The sequence below is a fragment of the Pseudogulbenkiania sp. AW2-16 genome, assembly GCF_056824575.1.
In genome coordinates this window covers 3,072,590-3,086,904 of record NZ_CP157668.1, presented here as the reverse complement: position 1 = coordinate 3,086,904, position 14,315 = coordinate 3,072,590, and the positions used below count along the sequence as shown (strand labels likewise).

11 protein-coding genes are annotated in these 14,315 nt (G+C 63.6%); 9 read left to right on the top strand and 2 right to left on the bottom strand.

From position 1 onward, the window contains the following. Positions 1 to 39: 39 nt before the first annotated feature. Genes ABKF58_RS15080 through qhpG form a run of 3 tightly spaced genes read left to right on the top strand, consistent with a single transcriptional unit; the run spans position 40 to position 3,750 of the window. Positions 40 to 1,773, top strand: a complete 1,734-nt coding sequence (locus ABKF58_RS15080) for an ABC transporter ATP-binding protein (RefSeq protein WP_482581661.1) — start codon at positions 40 to 42, stop codon at positions 1,771 to 1,773. Beyond that, positions 1,763 to 2,443 carry a subtilisin-like serine protease QhpE gene (qhpE, locus tag ABKF58_RS15075; protein WP_482581660.1) on the top strand — a complete coding sequence of 227 codons (681 nt, stop codon included), beginning with the start codon at positions 1,763 to 1,765 and terminating at the stop codon, positions 2,441 to 2,443. Before ABKF58_RS15080 ends, qhpE begins: the two co-directional genes overlap by 11 nt. After that, on the top strand, positions 2,440 to 3,750 hold the full coding sequence (gene qhpG / locus ABKF58_RS15070; RefSeq protein ID WP_482581658.1) for a flavin-dependent monooxygenase QhpG: 1,311 nt from the start codon (positions 2,440 to 2,442) through the stop codon (positions 3,748 to 3,750). The genes qhpE and qhpG overlap by 4 nt, the downstream gene beginning before the upstream one ends. Positions 3,751 to 3,786: 36 nt before the next feature. Here the strand turns inward: qhpG and ABKF58_RS15065 are convergent, their stop codons facing one another. Beyond that, a complete protein-coding gene (locus tag ABKF58_RS15065) occupies positions 3,787 to 5,280 on the bottom strand; it encodes an aldehyde dehydrogenase family protein (protein ID WP_482581657.1) in 1,494 nt (497 codons plus the stop codon). A gap of 419 nt (positions 5,281 to 5,699) precedes the next feature. Here ABKF58_RS15065 and peaA point away from each other — a divergent pair, with 419 nt between their 5' ends. From peaA to ABKF58_RS15040, 5 genes are all read left to right on the top strand, one after another. Beyond that, on the top strand, positions 5,700 to 7,283 hold the full coding sequence (gene peaA / locus ABKF58_RS15060; protein ID WP_482581655.1) for a quinohemoprotein amine dehydrogenase subunit alpha: 1,584 nt from the start codon (positions 5,700 to 5,702) through the stop codon (positions 7,281 to 7,283). 72 nt (positions 7,284 to 7,355) lie between these two features. Further along, complete coding sequence (peaB, locus tag ABKF58_RS15055) at positions 7,356 to 8,786, top strand: quinohemoprotein amine dehydrogenase maturation protein (RefSeq protein WP_482581654.1); 1,431 nt, start codon at positions 7,356 to 7,358, stop codon at positions 8,784 to 8,786. Position 8,787: 1 nt separating this feature from the next. Beyond that, on the top strand, positions 8,788 to 9,111 hold the full coding sequence (qhpC, locus tag ABKF58_RS15050; protein WP_014087284.1) for a quinohemoprotein amine dehydrogenase subunit gamma: 324 nt from the start codon (positions 8,788 to 8,790) through the stop codon (positions 9,109 to 9,111). Between the two features lie 68 nt (positions 9,112 to 9,179). Beyond that, a complete protein-coding gene (peaD, locus tag ABKF58_RS15045) occupies positions 9,180 to 10,262 on the top strand; it encodes a quinohemoprotein amine dehydrogenase subunit beta (RefSeq protein ID WP_482581652.1) in 1,083 nt (360 codons plus the stop codon). Positions 10,263 to 10,526: 264 nt separating this feature from the next. Further along, on the top strand, positions 10,527 to 12,182 hold the full coding sequence (locus ABKF58_RS15040) for an AMP-binding protein (RefSeq protein WP_482581651.1): 1,656 nt from the start codon (positions 10,527 to 10,529) through the stop codon (positions 12,180 to 12,182). A gap of 69 nt (positions 12,183 to 12,251) precedes the next feature. Here the strand turns inward: ABKF58_RS15040 and ABKF58_RS15035 are convergent, their stop codons facing one another. Further along, positions 12,252 to 13,157, bottom strand: a complete 906-nt coding sequence (locus ABKF58_RS15035; protein WP_482581650.1) for a LysR family transcriptional regulator — start codon at positions 13,155 to 13,157, stop codon at positions 12,252 to 12,254. Positions 13,158 to 13,310: 153 nt separating this feature from the next. Here ABKF58_RS15035 and speB point away from each other — a divergent pair, with 153 nt between their 5' ends. Next, entirely contained in the window at positions 13,311 to 14,285 is a 975-nt protein-coding gene (speB, locus tag ABKF58_RS15030) for an agmatinase (RefSeq protein WP_482581648.1), read from the top strand. Positions 14,286 to 14,315 lie beyond the last annotated feature (30 nt).

Sequence of the window (14,315 nt, the reverse complement as noted above, 5' to 3'; positions counted from 1 at the left end):
GAGCACATCTTGACCCGGCAGCCGCCGCGCGGAACCCCTATGTTCAGGTTTTTCCTCAAGCTCGCCAAAACAAACAACCCGGCCCTGTTCGAACAGTCGATGGACTGGCTGTACGGCTTTGTGCGTCCGCATCGTCTAGCCATCGGCGGACTGCTCGGACTGTCGCTGGGAGCCTCCTTGCTGGTGCTGGCCCAGCCCTGGCTCACCAAGATGCTGATCGACAGGGGGCTGCTCGGCAAAGACTACCCGCTATTGCTCACCATCGCGCTCGCCATGATCGTGGTCGGCATTGCCAGCACCCTGCTCAGCGGCGTCAACCGCTACCTGCACACCCGTCTGTCCGGGCGCATCCTGTTTTCCCTGCGTGGCGCCCTGTACGGTCATCTGCAGCAACTCTCCCCAGCCTTCTACGGTCGGCGGCGCATCGGCGACCTGCTTTCCAGGCTCGATGGCGACGTGGCCGAAATTCAGCGCTTTGCGCTGGACTCGCTGTTTTCCGCCGTCTCCAGCGTGATCGGCCTGATCGGCGCCATCGCCTTGCTGCTGGCGCTGTCGTGGAAACTGTCGCTGCTGGTGGTGGTGCTGATCCCGCTCGAAGTGCTGTGGCTGCGCTGGATGCGCCAGAAAGTAGAGCGCGATGCGCGCCAGCTGCGCGAAAGCTCGGCCGACATGTCTTCCTTTCTGGTCGAAACGCTACCCGCGATGAAGTTCATCCAGTCCGCCGGACAGCAAACCGCCGAACTGCATCGCCTCGATCACCTCGGCGAGGGCTATATGCAGCGCCTGCTCAAGCTGCAGGTGACCGAATTCTTCACCCAGGCCGTCCCCGGCACGCTGACCTCGCTGTCGCGTGCCTGCGCCTTCCTCATCGGTGGTTACTGGGTCGTCAACGGCAGCTGGCAACTGGGTTCGCTGATCGCCTTTTCCACCTACCTTGGCATGGCGGTCGGGCCGGTGCAAAGCCTGCTGGGGCTCTACGTCGCACTGCAACGCATGACCGTGAGCCTGGGCCGGGTCATGGAGTTGCAGAACGAGCCGGTCAGCATCCATCAGCCAGAACATCCGCGAGAGCCGTCGAGCAGCGGCGGCGAACTGGTACTAGATAACGTCTGGTTCGCTCATGGCGAGCGCCAGCAGGGGGTGCTGCGTGGCGTGTCGGCGCAGATACCGGCAGGGCGCAAGGTGGCCATCAGCGGTGCATCCGGGGTCGGAAAATCGACCCTGATCGACCTGTTGCAACGCTTCTACGACCCCCAGCAAGGGAGCATCCGCTTCGAAGGGGTCGATCTGCGCGAACTGGACCTGTTTACCCTGCGTCGCCGCATCGCCGTCGTGAGCCAGGACATCGTGCTGTTTCGTGGCAGCCTGGCCGACAACATCCGCTACAGCGCACCGCACGCCAGCCGCGAACAGATCGAAACCGTGGCACGGCAGGCTCGTCTCGACGGCCTGATCCAGTCCATGCCGAACGGTCTCGACAGCCACGTCGGCGAACGCGGGCAACAGCTCTCAGGCGGCCAGAAGCAGCGCATCGCCATTGCCCGCGCCTTGCTGCAGGACCCGTTGATCCTGGTGCTCGACGAAGCCACCTCGGCGGTGGACGAGGCCACCGAGCGCGAAGTCATCGCCGAGATCGACGAGCTGTTCAGCCAGCGCACCCGCATCCTGATCAGCCACCGCGCGTCGACGCTGGCGCAGGCCGATCTGCGCTTCGAGCTGATCGACGGACAACTGTTGCTACGCCAGGAGGCGTACGTGAGCGATGGGCACTGAACTGCGCATCGGCATCGTCGACAGCGGCTGCCGCCACGAGCAGGCGAGCCGGGTGCTGGCGGCGCGCGGTTTTTGGCTCGAGCAAGAAGACCTGCGGCACGGGGAAGCCCAGCCCGACCGGCTGGGGCACGGCGGCGCGGTGCTCGACATGGCGGCACGACAGGCCCCGGCGGCGCAGTTCTGCGTGGCCCAGGTCTTCCACGAGCGCTGGACCACCACCCCGCTGCAGATCGCGGCAGCCCTGCATTGGCTGATCGAGCAAGAGGTCAAGGTGCTCAACCTCAGCCTGGGCATCCGGCAGGACCGCCCCCTGCTGCGTGCCGCCTGCGAGCAGGCCCTCGCGGCCGGTATCGTGCTGTGTGCCTCAAGCCCGGCCCAAGGCGAACCGGTCTACCCGGCGAGCTACCCGGGCGTGTTGCGCATCACCGGCGATGCCCGCTGCCGTGCCGGGCAATGGTCCTGGCTCGCCAGTCCGCAGGCTGACTTCGGCACCGTGGTCGCAAGCGGCGAGGGTGGGATGGCCGGGGCCAGCATCGCCACGGCGGCGATGAGCGGGCTGATCGCCGCCTATTTCTTGCTTCATCCCGATGCCACACGCCAACAACTGCTTGACCATTTGCAGCGCGAGGCCAGTTTCATCGGCATTGAACAACGCAGGCATCCATCATGACTTCAGCACATATTCTGGTACTTGGCACCGGTCCAGCCGGTGCCGCCGTCGCCCTCGGGCTCAACCGGCTCGGTTATCGCGTCAGCGTGGTCAGCGACTGGCGCCGCTTCGATGCGGTGGAGGGGGTGTCCCAGCGGGTGCTGGACGGCCTGCACCATGCCGGCCTGCGACGGGCGGCCGACAGCGCGGCGGCGCCGTCGGCGCGCGAGGTGTACTGGAACGGCACCCGGCAAACCCTCAACACCGAATTCCTGCTCGACCGCCGCGCATTCGACCACGCCCTGAGGCTAGACCTGCAGGCAGCAGGCATCGCGGTGATCGAGGCCAAAGTGCGTACGCTGGTCTCTAACGCACAAGGCCATCAAGTTCAATTGGACGGCCCCGACGGGGCCAGCGTAATCGCCGCCAATTTTCTGGTGGAAGCGCGTGGCCGGCTGGCACCGCTGTCCGGCAAAGGTCTGCGCGGTCCTGAAACCCTGGGTTTGCTCAACACCTGGCAAGGCGCCCCCGGGCCGCATGGCTCGGCGGTGGAAAGCATGGAGGATGGCTGGGTCTGGATGGCTAGGCTGGCGGACGGTCGCTGCTACTGGCAGCTGATGCTGGACGTGGCCAGTACCGCTCTGCCGGGGAAAGACCAGCTGGCCGGGTTCTGTGCCGCCCGGCGTGCCTCGGCGCTGGTCCTCGACTTCTTCGGGGAGCCGGCGCGGCAGGAGGCCGCCGTGCATGCCCGTACCAGCACGGCGACCCTGTGTCTGGAAACCTCCGGGGGCAACTGGCTGCGGGTCGGCGATGCCGCCATGGCGGTAGATCCTCTCTCCGGCAACGGCATCTTCCAGTCGCTGTCTTCCGCCTTGCAAGCGCCGGCGGTGATCCATACCCTGCTGACCCGGCCGGATCGCACCCAACTGGCACAACGCTTCCATCAACGCCGCATCGAGCATCTATTCCACCGCTTCGCCAGGATCGGCCGCGACTTCTACGCCATGGAACAGCGCTGGGCCGAGCGGCCGTTCTGGCAGGCACGCCGTGCCTGGCCCGACCAGCAGCCAATCCATGTGGCGTCAGGCTTCGAACAATTGCGGGTAGAAAAGGCGCCGGTGATCAACGGTGATGTGATCGATGAAGCCGACGTGGTGGTCAGCCCCGACCAGCCGCTCGGCATCTGGCATCTGCAAGGGGTGGAGTTGGCGCCGATCGTGCAGGCGCTGCAGCAGGGCCCCGGCACCGACGTATTGACTGCCCTGGCGCCGGAGCAGCGCCACATGCTGCGCGGCTGGCTGTTGGCGCAGGGCTACAGGCCGGCCTGAAAAAACTGGCGCCCTCGGGCGCCAGTATCGACTCACTTAGATATTCATCACCACCGACTTCACCTCGGTGTAGTGCTCGATGGCGGCGGTCCCCATCTCACGCCCGACTCCGGACAGCTTGTAACCGCCAAACGGCATGGCCGGATCGAGCGCGCTGTGGCAGTTCACCCAGACCGAACCCGACTTGATGCGCGGAATCATGCGGTGCGCCGCCGACAGGTTGTTGGTCCAGATGCTGGCGCCCAGGCCATAGCGGCTGTCGTTGGCGAGGCGGACGACCTCGTCGATATCGTCGAACGGCATCGCCACCAGCACCGGGCCGAAGATTTCCTCCTGCACCAGTGGGCCTTTCTGCGCCACGTCCACCAGCACCGTCGGTTTGACGAAATAGCCCGGACCGAATTGTTCGCCACCGCAGGCGATATGGGCACCGAGTTCGCGGCCGCGCTCGATGTAGCCGAATACGCGCTGCTGCTGCTTGGCCGAGATCAACGGCCCCATCTGCACGCTCGGGTCCAGACCATTGCCGAGCTTCATGCCGTTGGCGATGGAGGCAATTTCCCCGACCACATTATCGAAATGCTTGCGGTGCACGTAGAGGCGCGAACCAGCGCAGCACACCTGGCCGTGGTTGAAGAAGATCGCCGTGGCCGCGCCCGCTGCCGCCACATGCGGATCGGCGTCGTCCAGCACGATGGTCGGCGACTTGCCGCCCAGTTCGAGCGTGACGCGCGTCATCGACTCCATGGCCGCCTTGCCGATCAGCTTGCCGACCTCGGTCGAGCCGGTGAAGGTGAGCTTGTCCACCTCCGGGTGGTGCGACAGCGCCGCACCGGCGGTCACACCGGTACCGGTAACAACGTTGAACACACCCGCCGGGTAGCCCGCTTCCAGTACCAGCTCACCCAGCTTGAGTGCGGACAGCGGCGTTTCGTCAGCCGGCTTGAGCACCACGCTGCAGCCTGTGGCCAGTGCGGGACCCAGCTTCCAGCAGGCCAGCAGCAAGGGGAAGTTCCACGCCACGATGGCGCCGACCACGCCGACCGCCTCGCGCCGTACAAAGCTGTGGAAATGGCTGTCCGGCATCAGCGGAATCGAGACGTCGACCGTCGAGCCTTCGATCTTGGTCGCCCAGCCCGCCATATAGCGCAGAAAATCGATGCTCAGTTGGACGTCCATGATGCGGGCCACTTGCGCGCTCTTGCCATTATTCACGCATTCCAGTTCTGCCAGCATGTCGGCATCGCGTTCGAGCAAGTCGGCGAGGCGCCACAGCAGGTTCTGGCGCTCGCGCGGACGCATCCGGCTCCAGGCCGAATCGTCGAAGGCACGGCGCGCGGCGCTGACGGCCAGATCGACGTCAGGCTCGGCCGCCATGGGCACATCACACAGCACCTCTCCGTTGGCCGGGTTGCGTACCGGCATGGTGGCGCCGCTGGCGGCATCCAGCCAGTGATCGCCAATCAGCATCTTGGGCTTGCGCGCAAGAAACGTAACGGTTTGCGGCAGTAACGATAGTGAAGCTTGCATTGTTGGCATCCTCAGTTGTGGCGTGACGGGTGAGGGCGTCAAAGCAGTTTCCATACCAGAGCGATTTAAATAAGCTGAGCCGCAGTTTTTATTGGAGTTGAACCTGTCAATGAAGTGCAATGAATAGCAAGAGTGTCTCGATTTGAGAAAGGGCGAGACATAAAATGAAAACGTTCCAGAAGCGGGAAACAAATGTTGCGCAGCAACAAATCTCAATTTGAAACAGTGTCGATCGCAAAACAAGACACTACGCCCGCCTTATCGAATCCAAAAGCCGATTTTAACTGCAGAGAAACGGGAGCCGACCGGGCATTTAATGTTTGGCACGGAATGTGCTAAATCGCATTCCAGGCATGACGTATTCGTTCATCGAATGGCGTGTGCGATTACAAAATCAAATACTACAAAGGAGTCCGACCTTGTTAACCCACTTGTTCCGACGTTATAAGCCTTGGCACATCCTGGGTGTCGCCGCACCGTTGGCGCTTTGCGCCGCCCCGGCGGATGCTCGCGACGCCCAGACCATCATCGGCCAGAGCTGTGCCGCCTGCCATGCCGCCGAAGGAAAGAATTCCTGGAGCCGTATCAGTCATCAGCGCAAGACCCCAGAAGGCTGGCTGATGACCATCGCCCGCATGCAGACCATGCACGGTCTGGTCATCAGCGATGAAGACCGCCGAACCGTGGTCAAGTATCTGGCCGACAAGCAGGGGCTGGCGCCGAGTGAGACGGAAACCGCCCGCTACGCGCTGGAACGCAGCCTCAACACGGTCGAACACATCGGCTCCGAGCAGTACAACCAGATGTGCGCGCGCTGCCACTCCGCCGCACGTCCGGCGCTGCAGCGTCGCCCGGCGAAGGAATGGGAACACCTGGTCCATTTCCACCTGGGCCAATGGCCGTCGCTCGAGTACCAGGCGCAGGCACGCGACCGCGACTGGCTGCAGGTCGCACTCAAGGAGATGGTGCCGCTTTTGGCCAAGGAGTACCCGCTGGACAGCAAGGCCTGGTCCGACTGGCAACGGCACAAGCCGCAGCCGGCGGCCCTGGCGGGGCGCTGGAGCTTCAGCGGCCACATGCCCAGCAAGGGTGACGTGCTCGGCGTCATGACGGTCAGCCCGGCCGGCAAGGACACCTTCAAGGTGGCGGTGCAAGGCCGCTATGCCAACGGCCAGCCCTTCAGCGGCAACGGCTCTGCGCTGCTTTACAACGGCTACGAGTGGCGTGCCAGCGTCAAGGTCGGCGGCGTCGCCATGCGCCAGGTGCTGATGGCCAAGGACGGCGAGATGCAGGGACGCATGTTCGAAGAGGCCCATGACGAGCGCGGCCTCGACTTCCGTGCTGCCAAATCCGGCAGCGGCAAACTGCTCGCGGTCCAGCCCGATTTCGTCAAAGCCGGCAGCGAGACGGAGCTCACCCTGGTCGGCGCCGGCCTTCAGGGCAAGGCCGATTTCGGCCCCGGCATCCAGGTCGTCTCCGTGCTGTCGCAGACCCCCGAGCAGGTGCGCGTCAAGGTCAAGGCCAGCGCCGATGCCGCCGTGGGCGTGCGCAGCATCGGCCTCGGCAGGCTGAAGGGCGGCAGCCTGGCGGTCTACCAGCAGGTCAAGGAAGTCAAGGTGCTGCCGGCCTTCTCGGTATCCCGTATCGGCGGCAACGGCGGATCAACGCCGAAGGTGGAAGGGCGCTTCGACGCCGAGGCCTGGAGTCAGGACGCTTCCGGCAAGCCCTTCCGGGTCGGCGTGATGCCGGCCAGGTGGTCGGTGGCCCCGTTCGACGAGCGCGCCGAGGAAGATCAGGACGTGAAATACGCCGGCAAGATGCACGCCGACAGCGGCATCTTCACCCCGGGTGACGCCGGCCCCAACCCGGCTCGCAAGATGTCGACCAACAACGCCGGCAACCTCAAGGTGATTGCCACCGTGGACGACAGCGGGCGCGCCCTGAAGGGCGAAGGCCACATGATCGTCGGGGTGCAGCGTTGGAACAACCCGCCCATCCCTTGAGCCATGCCAGGCGAAGCCAGCATGGGGCTGGCTTCGGAATCGATACATTCGGATTGGATTGAGGAGGATGCCATGGGCACCCTATTGAACCTGGTCGAACGCAACGTGCATGAAGTGCAGGTCGATGCCGAGCGGCTGCTGTTCCACATCCCGAGCAGCTCGCTGTTCGCCGCGGACCAGCTGACCGCCAGCATCGTCGATGCCTTGCGCGTTAGTAGTTGTACCACCGAAGAGCTACTGCAGCGCCTGTCCGGTCGCTTTGCCAGCGAGGAGGTGAGCGAGACGCTGCGGGAATTGCTGGCACTCGAGGTGGTGAGCGACGGCTCGCCGCTGACGCCGGAGATCGCCCTGCAGCGGGTCGAGCGCACCGCCTTGAATACAGTGGTGTTGAACGTCAATACCGGCTGCAACCTGAGTTGTTCCTACTGCTACAAGGAAGATCTCGACACGCCGTCGGCGGGCCGCCGCATGGACGTGGAAACCGCCAAGGCCTCGGTGGAGATGCTGTTGCAGGAATCGCCGGACGAGCCGCGCTATACCGTGGTGTTTTTCGGCGGCGAGCCGCTGAGCAACCGCAAGCTGATCGAAACCATGGTGGATTACTGTGAAACCCGCTTCGCCGAGTTGGGCAAGCAGGTGGAGTTCGTCATGACCACCAACGCCACCTTGCTCACCGAAGAGATCGTCGACTACCTCAACGCGCACCGCTTCGGTCTGTCGGTCAGCATCGACGGGCCGAAGAAAATTCATGATCGCAACCGTCTCACCGTGGGCGGAACCGGTACCTACGACGTGGTACGGCGCAAGGCGGAAATGCTGCTGTCGCGCTACACCAGCCGGCCGGTCGGCGCGCGCGTGACCCTCACCAGCGGCGTGACCGACGTCGAAGGCATCTGGGACCACCTGTTCAACGAACTCGGCTTTGCCGAAGTGGGTTTCGCGCCGGTGACGTCCGGCGCCATCAACACCTTCAACCTGAACCCCGACGAGTTGGCCGAAGTATTCGCCAACATGAAGGCGCTCGGTCGGCGCTACCTGGAGGCCGCACTCGAGCACCGCAATATCGGCTTTTCCAACCTGCACCAGCTGATTACCGACATTCATGAGGGGCACAAGAAGGCTTTGCCGTGCGGCGCCGGGCTCAAGATGCTGGCAGTGGATCACAAGGGCGAATTGAACCTGTGCCACCGCTTCACCGGATCGACCCTGCCCACCTTCGGCAACGTGCATACCGGGGTGGACCAGCCGCGCCTCAACGACTTTCTGTCGCAGCGACTGGACCGCAGCAACACCGGCTGCGAGAGCTGTCGCATCCGCAACCTGTGTTCCGGCGGTTGCTACCACGAGAGCTACGCCCGCTACGGCGACCCGACCCATCCGACCTACCACTACTGCGAACTGATGCGCGACTGGGTGGATTTCGGCATCGAAATCTACAGCCGCATCATGGCCGGCAATCCGGCCTTCATCAGCAGCTACATCACACCGCGGAAGGCACACTGAGATGAAACATTTGAAGCCGATCAATCACAAGGCACAACAACTGGAACAGGCTGCGGCGGAAGACCGCCTGGAAGAGGTGGTGGCGATGAGTTCGATCGCCGGCTGTACCGCCACCACCGACCCGGGCTGGGAAGTGGACGTGTTTGGCGGGGTGTCGTCGCTGTGCCAGCCGATGGAGTCCGACCTGTACGGCTGCTCCGATCCCTGCTGGTGGCCGGCACAAGTGCCGGACATGATGAGCACCTATCCCGACTGGAACAAGGCGGCAAACAATTCCAGCGAAGATTGGCGCCATCTGGGCACCGTATTCCCCAAAGACAAGTAACCGGCCACGTTGAACAAGAGGGATTTGCTATGTCCGTTAAAACGATTTTCAAGCTGGCCGGCTTGGCCATGGCGTTCGGCACCTGTGCGCAGCCAACCCTGGCCGCCAGCGACTTGGCGCTGCAAAAAGGCCACGAGTATCTCGCCGTCACCAATTACCCGAACAACCTGCACATCATCGATGCGGAAAACGACCGCCTGTATAAAAGCTGCCGCCTGCCGGATGCCTTTGGTCCGGGAACCATCCAGATCAGTCCCGACAAAACCCGCGCCTACGTGCTGAATAATCACTACGGCGATATCTACGGGGTGGAACTCGACAACTGCAACGTGGTGTTCCACGCCACCCTGTCACAGCAGCCGGCGGAGCGCGCCCGGGCGATCTTTTCCATCGGACTGAGCCCGGATGGCAAAGAACTCTACAGCATCGTCAACCCGACCCGGATGAATCGCGACAACTACGTGGTGGAGACGCCACGCCTGCAGGTGTATTCGACCTCGGCTGGCCTGAACGCCAAGCCGGAGCGCAGCTTCCCGGCGCCGCGCCAGACCACCATGCTGCAGGCGGCCGACGACGGCTCGCTGTTCGTGGTGGGGGCCGACGTCTACAAGATGGACCCGCACAACGGCAAGACCGAAGTGAACATCCCGCTGCGTAACTGGACCCGTCCGCTGTATAGCCCGCCGGATGTGCTGTACGTCTGGCCGCAACAACGCCCTCAGCATACGTTCAATCTGCTGTATACGGCGGCGCGATTCAAGGACGAGAAAATGAATCCAGAGACGGCTGATAATGTTTACGGCTTTATCGACATCAATCTTGCCAATGGCAAATCCGAGCTGGTGGATTTCGCCCCGATTACCGAGGTGTATTTCACCGGGGCGCGCTCACCCAAGGATTCCAACCTGATGTACGGCGTGCTCAATCGCCTGGCGAAATATGACATCAAGGAAAAGAAGCTGCTGCAAAGCGCCTCACTCGATCATTCCTATTATTGCTTGACGATCAACAAGGCCGGCAACAAGCTTTATTTATCCGGGACCTTCAACGATGTCGCCATTTTCGATGCGGATTCGCTGAAGAAAATCGGCAACGTTAAACTGCCGGGCGGCGATATGGCGATCACCACGGCGCAGATATTTACCCGTTAATTTCCACAAGGCGAGAGCAGGGTGGCGTGCCATCCCTCTCGCCCCGGAAAGAGATCGGGAGGGCCGCCACGGGCCCGGATAAAAAAGAGGAGACCGTAATGTTCTATCCGCCACGCCATTCTTCCGCATGATTCCCGGCTGATCAGCCGCCACTTTGGGTCGAGCCGTCCGGCTCGACCTATCTCCCCGCCATCGTCGTTGCCCAAGCTGCGATCACGTTCTCGACGTGAGCGTAGGGCACGCTTTTTTGCAAGGACACGGATCATGCAGGACTACTCTGCCGCAGTCAGTCAGTTTGACTATCAGGAAACCGTTCGACAGGTGTTGGCGGGCGATCTCGAGGCCATCAACGCCTGCATCGAGTGTTGTGACCGGCATGCCGGGACCGGGCGCATCGCTCTGTACTACGAAGGCAGCGACGGCAGCAGCGCCAGCTACACCTTTTCCCAGCTCAAGGAATACTCGGCCCGCTTTGCCAACTGGCTACAGGCACAGGGCGTGCGGCCCGGCGATACCGTCGCCGGCCTGTTGCCGCGCACGGTGGAACTGCTGATCACCGTCCTCGGGAGCTGGCGGCTGGGCGCCGTCTACCAACCGCTGTTTACCGCCTTCGGCCCGAAAGCCATCGAGCACCGCGTCGGCACCTCCGGCGCCCGCGTGGTGGTGACCAATGGCGCCAACCGCACCAAGCTCGATACGCTGGAGGGCGGTCTCCTGGTGTTGACGGTCGGCGCGGGTGAGCAAGGCGATAACGACTTCTGGAATGCATTGCTCAATCAATTGCCGGAGTTTGAACCGGTGCTGCGACGTGGCGACGACCCCTTTCTGCTGATGTTCACCTCCGGCACCACCGGTCTGGCCAAGCCGATCGAGGTGCCGCTCAAGGCCATCGTGGCTTTCGTGACCTACATGCGTGACGCCATCGGGCTGACGGGGCAGGACCGCTTCTGGAACTTGGCCGACCCGGGCTGGGCTTACGGGCTTTACTACGCCGTGACCGGTCCGCTGGCCATGGGCTTGCCGACCACGTTTTACGACGGCCCTTTCTCGGTCGAGAGCACTTGCCGCATTATCCGCAAACGGGGCATCACCAACCTGGCGGGATCGCCGACGGCTTACCGTCTGCTGATTGCAGGCGGAGAGGCCGCGGCCCGGCCATTGCGCGGCATCTTGCGGGTGGTGAGCAGCGCCGGGGAGCCGCTCAACCCGGAGGTGATCCGCTGGTTTGACGAGACACTGGGTGTACCGATTCACGACCATTACGGCCAGACTGAACTCGGCATGGTGGTGGGCAACCACCATGCCTTGAACCATCAGGTGCACCCGGGATCGGCAGGGTTCGCCATGCACGGCTACCGCGTGGTGGTGCTGGACCAGGAGCAGCGCGAGCTGCCGGCGGGCCAGCCCGGCATCCTGGCGATCGATCGCGCGCAGTCGCCGCTGTACTGGTTTGGCGGTTATCGGGACATGCCAACATCGGCCTTCGTCGGCAACTACTACCTGAGCGGTGACACCGTCGAAGCCAACCCGGATGGCAGCATCAGTTTCGTCGGCCGGGCCGACGACGTGATCACCACCTCGGGCTACCGCGTCGGGCCTTTCGACGTGGAAAGCGCCCTGATCGAGCACCCGGCCGTGATCGAAGCGGCGGTGATCGGCAAGCCCGATGCCGAGCGCACCGAGTTGATCAAGGCGTTTGTGGTGCTGGGCGGCACCTGCGCGGCCACGCCCGAGCTTGCCACCGAATTGCAACTGCACGTTCGGCAACGGCTGGCCGCCCACGCCTACCCACGGGAAATCGAGTTCGTCGCCGAACTGCCGAAAACACCCAGCGGCAAGCTGCAGCGTTTCATCCTGCGCAATCAGGAAGTGGCCAAGGGCAACGCCGACAAGTCGCCGCAAAGCACCCGCGCAAGCTGAGCCGACGGCGCCGTCAGTGCAGGGCGGGACGGGAGGAGCGGGGAGGCATTGCGGCTTCCCCCGTTCGGCCTAGCTCTTGCCGACGACGGCCGTCAGTTCGTCGATGAACACCCGCAGCACCGCCGGCTGCGAGGCACCGCGCCGCGTGATGGCGGTAAAGGGCCACTGCGAGCTGAAGCGGACTGGGTCGATCTGGCGCATCGCGCCACTCTCGACCCAGCGAGCCGCGTAGTGGACCGGCAGAAACCCGACGTAGGCGCCGGACAGGATCAGGATGGCCTGGGCCTCGACGTTGTCGACGGTGGCGGTGGCCTTGCTGACCCGGAGCAGTTGCAGGTCGCGTTGCTGCAGATAGCCTCGGGCCACGATGTGGCTGTCCGCGATGCGCCGGAACAGCTCGTCCTCGCTGGGCGGCTGCTCGTAGAGCGGGCTGTAACGGCCGCAATACAGGCCATCGGGCTCATCGTAGAGCGGTGTGTAGGAGAGGCCGGGAACCCGCAGCGGAAAATGTCCGATGGCGATGTGCAGGCGCCCGTCGAGCACGCGCTCCTCCAGCTCGGCCGGGGTGCCGATGTAGACGTCGAGTTGTACGTCGTGACCGCGCGACACGAACTGCCGCAAGGTCTTGGGCAGGGGCGACTCGGCGTCGGAGATGGTGTTGTCGATGATGCCCAGGTAGAGCCGCCCGGAGATGCGCTGCTGCAGCGCATTGGTGTCCATGCAGAACGACTCCACCGCCAACAGCAGCCGCTGCGCGGCCTCGTAGGTGGCGACGCCGTGCTCCGTCAGGCGAAAGCCGCCGCGGCCACGTTCGCACAGCGTGACCCCAAGGCGGGTTTCGAGGCTGTTCATCTGTTCGCTGATGGTCGACTGGCTGCTGTTCAAGGCCGCCTGCGCGGCCGAAAAGCCGCCGCACTTGACGATTGTCATGAACACCCTGAGCAGTTTCAGGTCAACGTCCTGGAGCTGGTTCACCGCTTTTCTCCCCCGAGAATTACTTCGTAAATTCCGATTTGAAGATCTGATCTTCCTTATTTTTTCGGCCCGTTTCTTTCTCCATAGTCACTCAAAAGGCAGGGCGTACTCAAGTCCGGCCTTCACTGTCACAGACCATGTGGAGAAGTTGAAATGCAGAATAACGGGTATGAAACGGGCCGCCTGAACTTGCCGTTCGTGGGCCATTGCACCTTCGCCAAATCGGCGGTTTGTCTCGACTGGGAGCGTATCGACGCCGACGTGGCGATCCTTGGCGCGCCCAACGACATGGGCACGCAGTGGCGCTCGGGCGCCCGCTTCGGTCCTCGCGGCATCCGCGAAGCGTCGACGCTGTTTTCGTTCGGCCACGCCGGCGCCTACGACCACGAAGACGACGTGATGTACCTCACCCGCGAGGACGTGCGCATGGTGGACGTGGGCGATGCCGACATCGTCCACACCGACATGGCCAGCAGCAACGCCAACATCGAGTTCGCGGTGCGCAAGATCCTCGAATCCGGCGCGATGCCGGTGGTGCTGGGCGGCGACCACTCGATCCACGCCCCGGTGATCAAGGCCTACGAAGGCCGCGGCCCGATCCACATCATCCATTTCGACGCCCACCTCGACTTCGTCGACGAGCGCCACGGGGTGCGCTACGGCCACGGCAACCCGCTGCGCCGCGCCTCCGAGATGGATCACATCGCCGGCATGACCCAGCTGGGCATCCGCAACGTGTCGTCGTCGAATCGCGCCGACTACGACGCGGCACGCGACGCCGGCTCCCATATCCTGTCGGTACGCGACGTGCGTCGCCTCGGCACCGAGGGCGTGCTGGCGCAGATTCCGGAAGCGGCCCACTACTACATCACCATCGACATCGACGGCTTCGACCCGTCCATCGCGCCGGGCACCGGCACCCCCAGCCACGGCGGCTTCCAGTACTACGAGGTGCTGGAAATCATCCAGGCGCTCGCCAAGCGCAGCCATGGCGGCATCGTCGGCATGGACCTGGTCGAGGTGGCGCCAGCCTACGACCCGGCCGGGCTGACCTCGATCCTGGCGGCGCAACTGCTGCTGAACAGCATCGGCTTCATCTTCCACGAACGCGCCCAGGCCAAGCGCTAAGCCTCCACATACCCATTCAGACCAAGCCCG

Excerpts from the sequence above, each read along its gene's own strand:
- ABKF58_RS15080 (WP_482581661.1), top strand. The coding sequence starts at position 40 with ATGTTCAGGTTTTTCCTCAAGCTCGCCAAAACAAACAACCCGGCCCTG.
- qhpE (WP_482581660.1), top strand. The coding sequence starts at position 1,763 with ATGGGCACTGAACTGCGCATCGGCATCGTCGACAGCGGCTGCCGCCAC.
- qhpG (WP_482581658.1), top strand. The coding sequence starts at position 2,440 with ATGACTTCAGCACATATTCTGGTACTTGGCACCGGTCCAGCCGGTGCC.
- ABKF58_RS15065 (WP_482581657.1), bottom strand. The coding sequence starts at position 5,280 with ATGCAAGCTTCACTATCGTTACTGCCGCAAACCGTTACGTTTCTTGCG.
- peaB (WP_482581654.1), top strand. The coding sequence starts at position 7,356 with ATGGGCACCCTATTGAACCTGGTCGAACGCAACGTGCATGAAGTGCAG.
- qhpC (WP_014087284.1), top strand. The coding sequence starts at position 8,788 with ATGAAACATTTGAAGCCGATCAATCACAAGGCACAACAACTGGAACAG.
- peaD (WP_482581652.1), top strand. The coding sequence starts at position 9,180 with ATGGCGTTCGGCACCTGTGCGCAGCCAACCCTGGCCGCCAGCGACTTG.
- ABKF58_RS15040 (WP_482581651.1), top strand. The coding sequence starts at position 10,527 with ATGCAGGACTACTCTGCCGCAGTCAGTCAGTTTGACTATCAGGAAACC.
- speB (WP_482581648.1), top strand. The coding sequence starts at position 13,311 with ATGCAGAATAACGGGTATGAAACGGGCCGCCTGAACTTGCCGTTCGTG.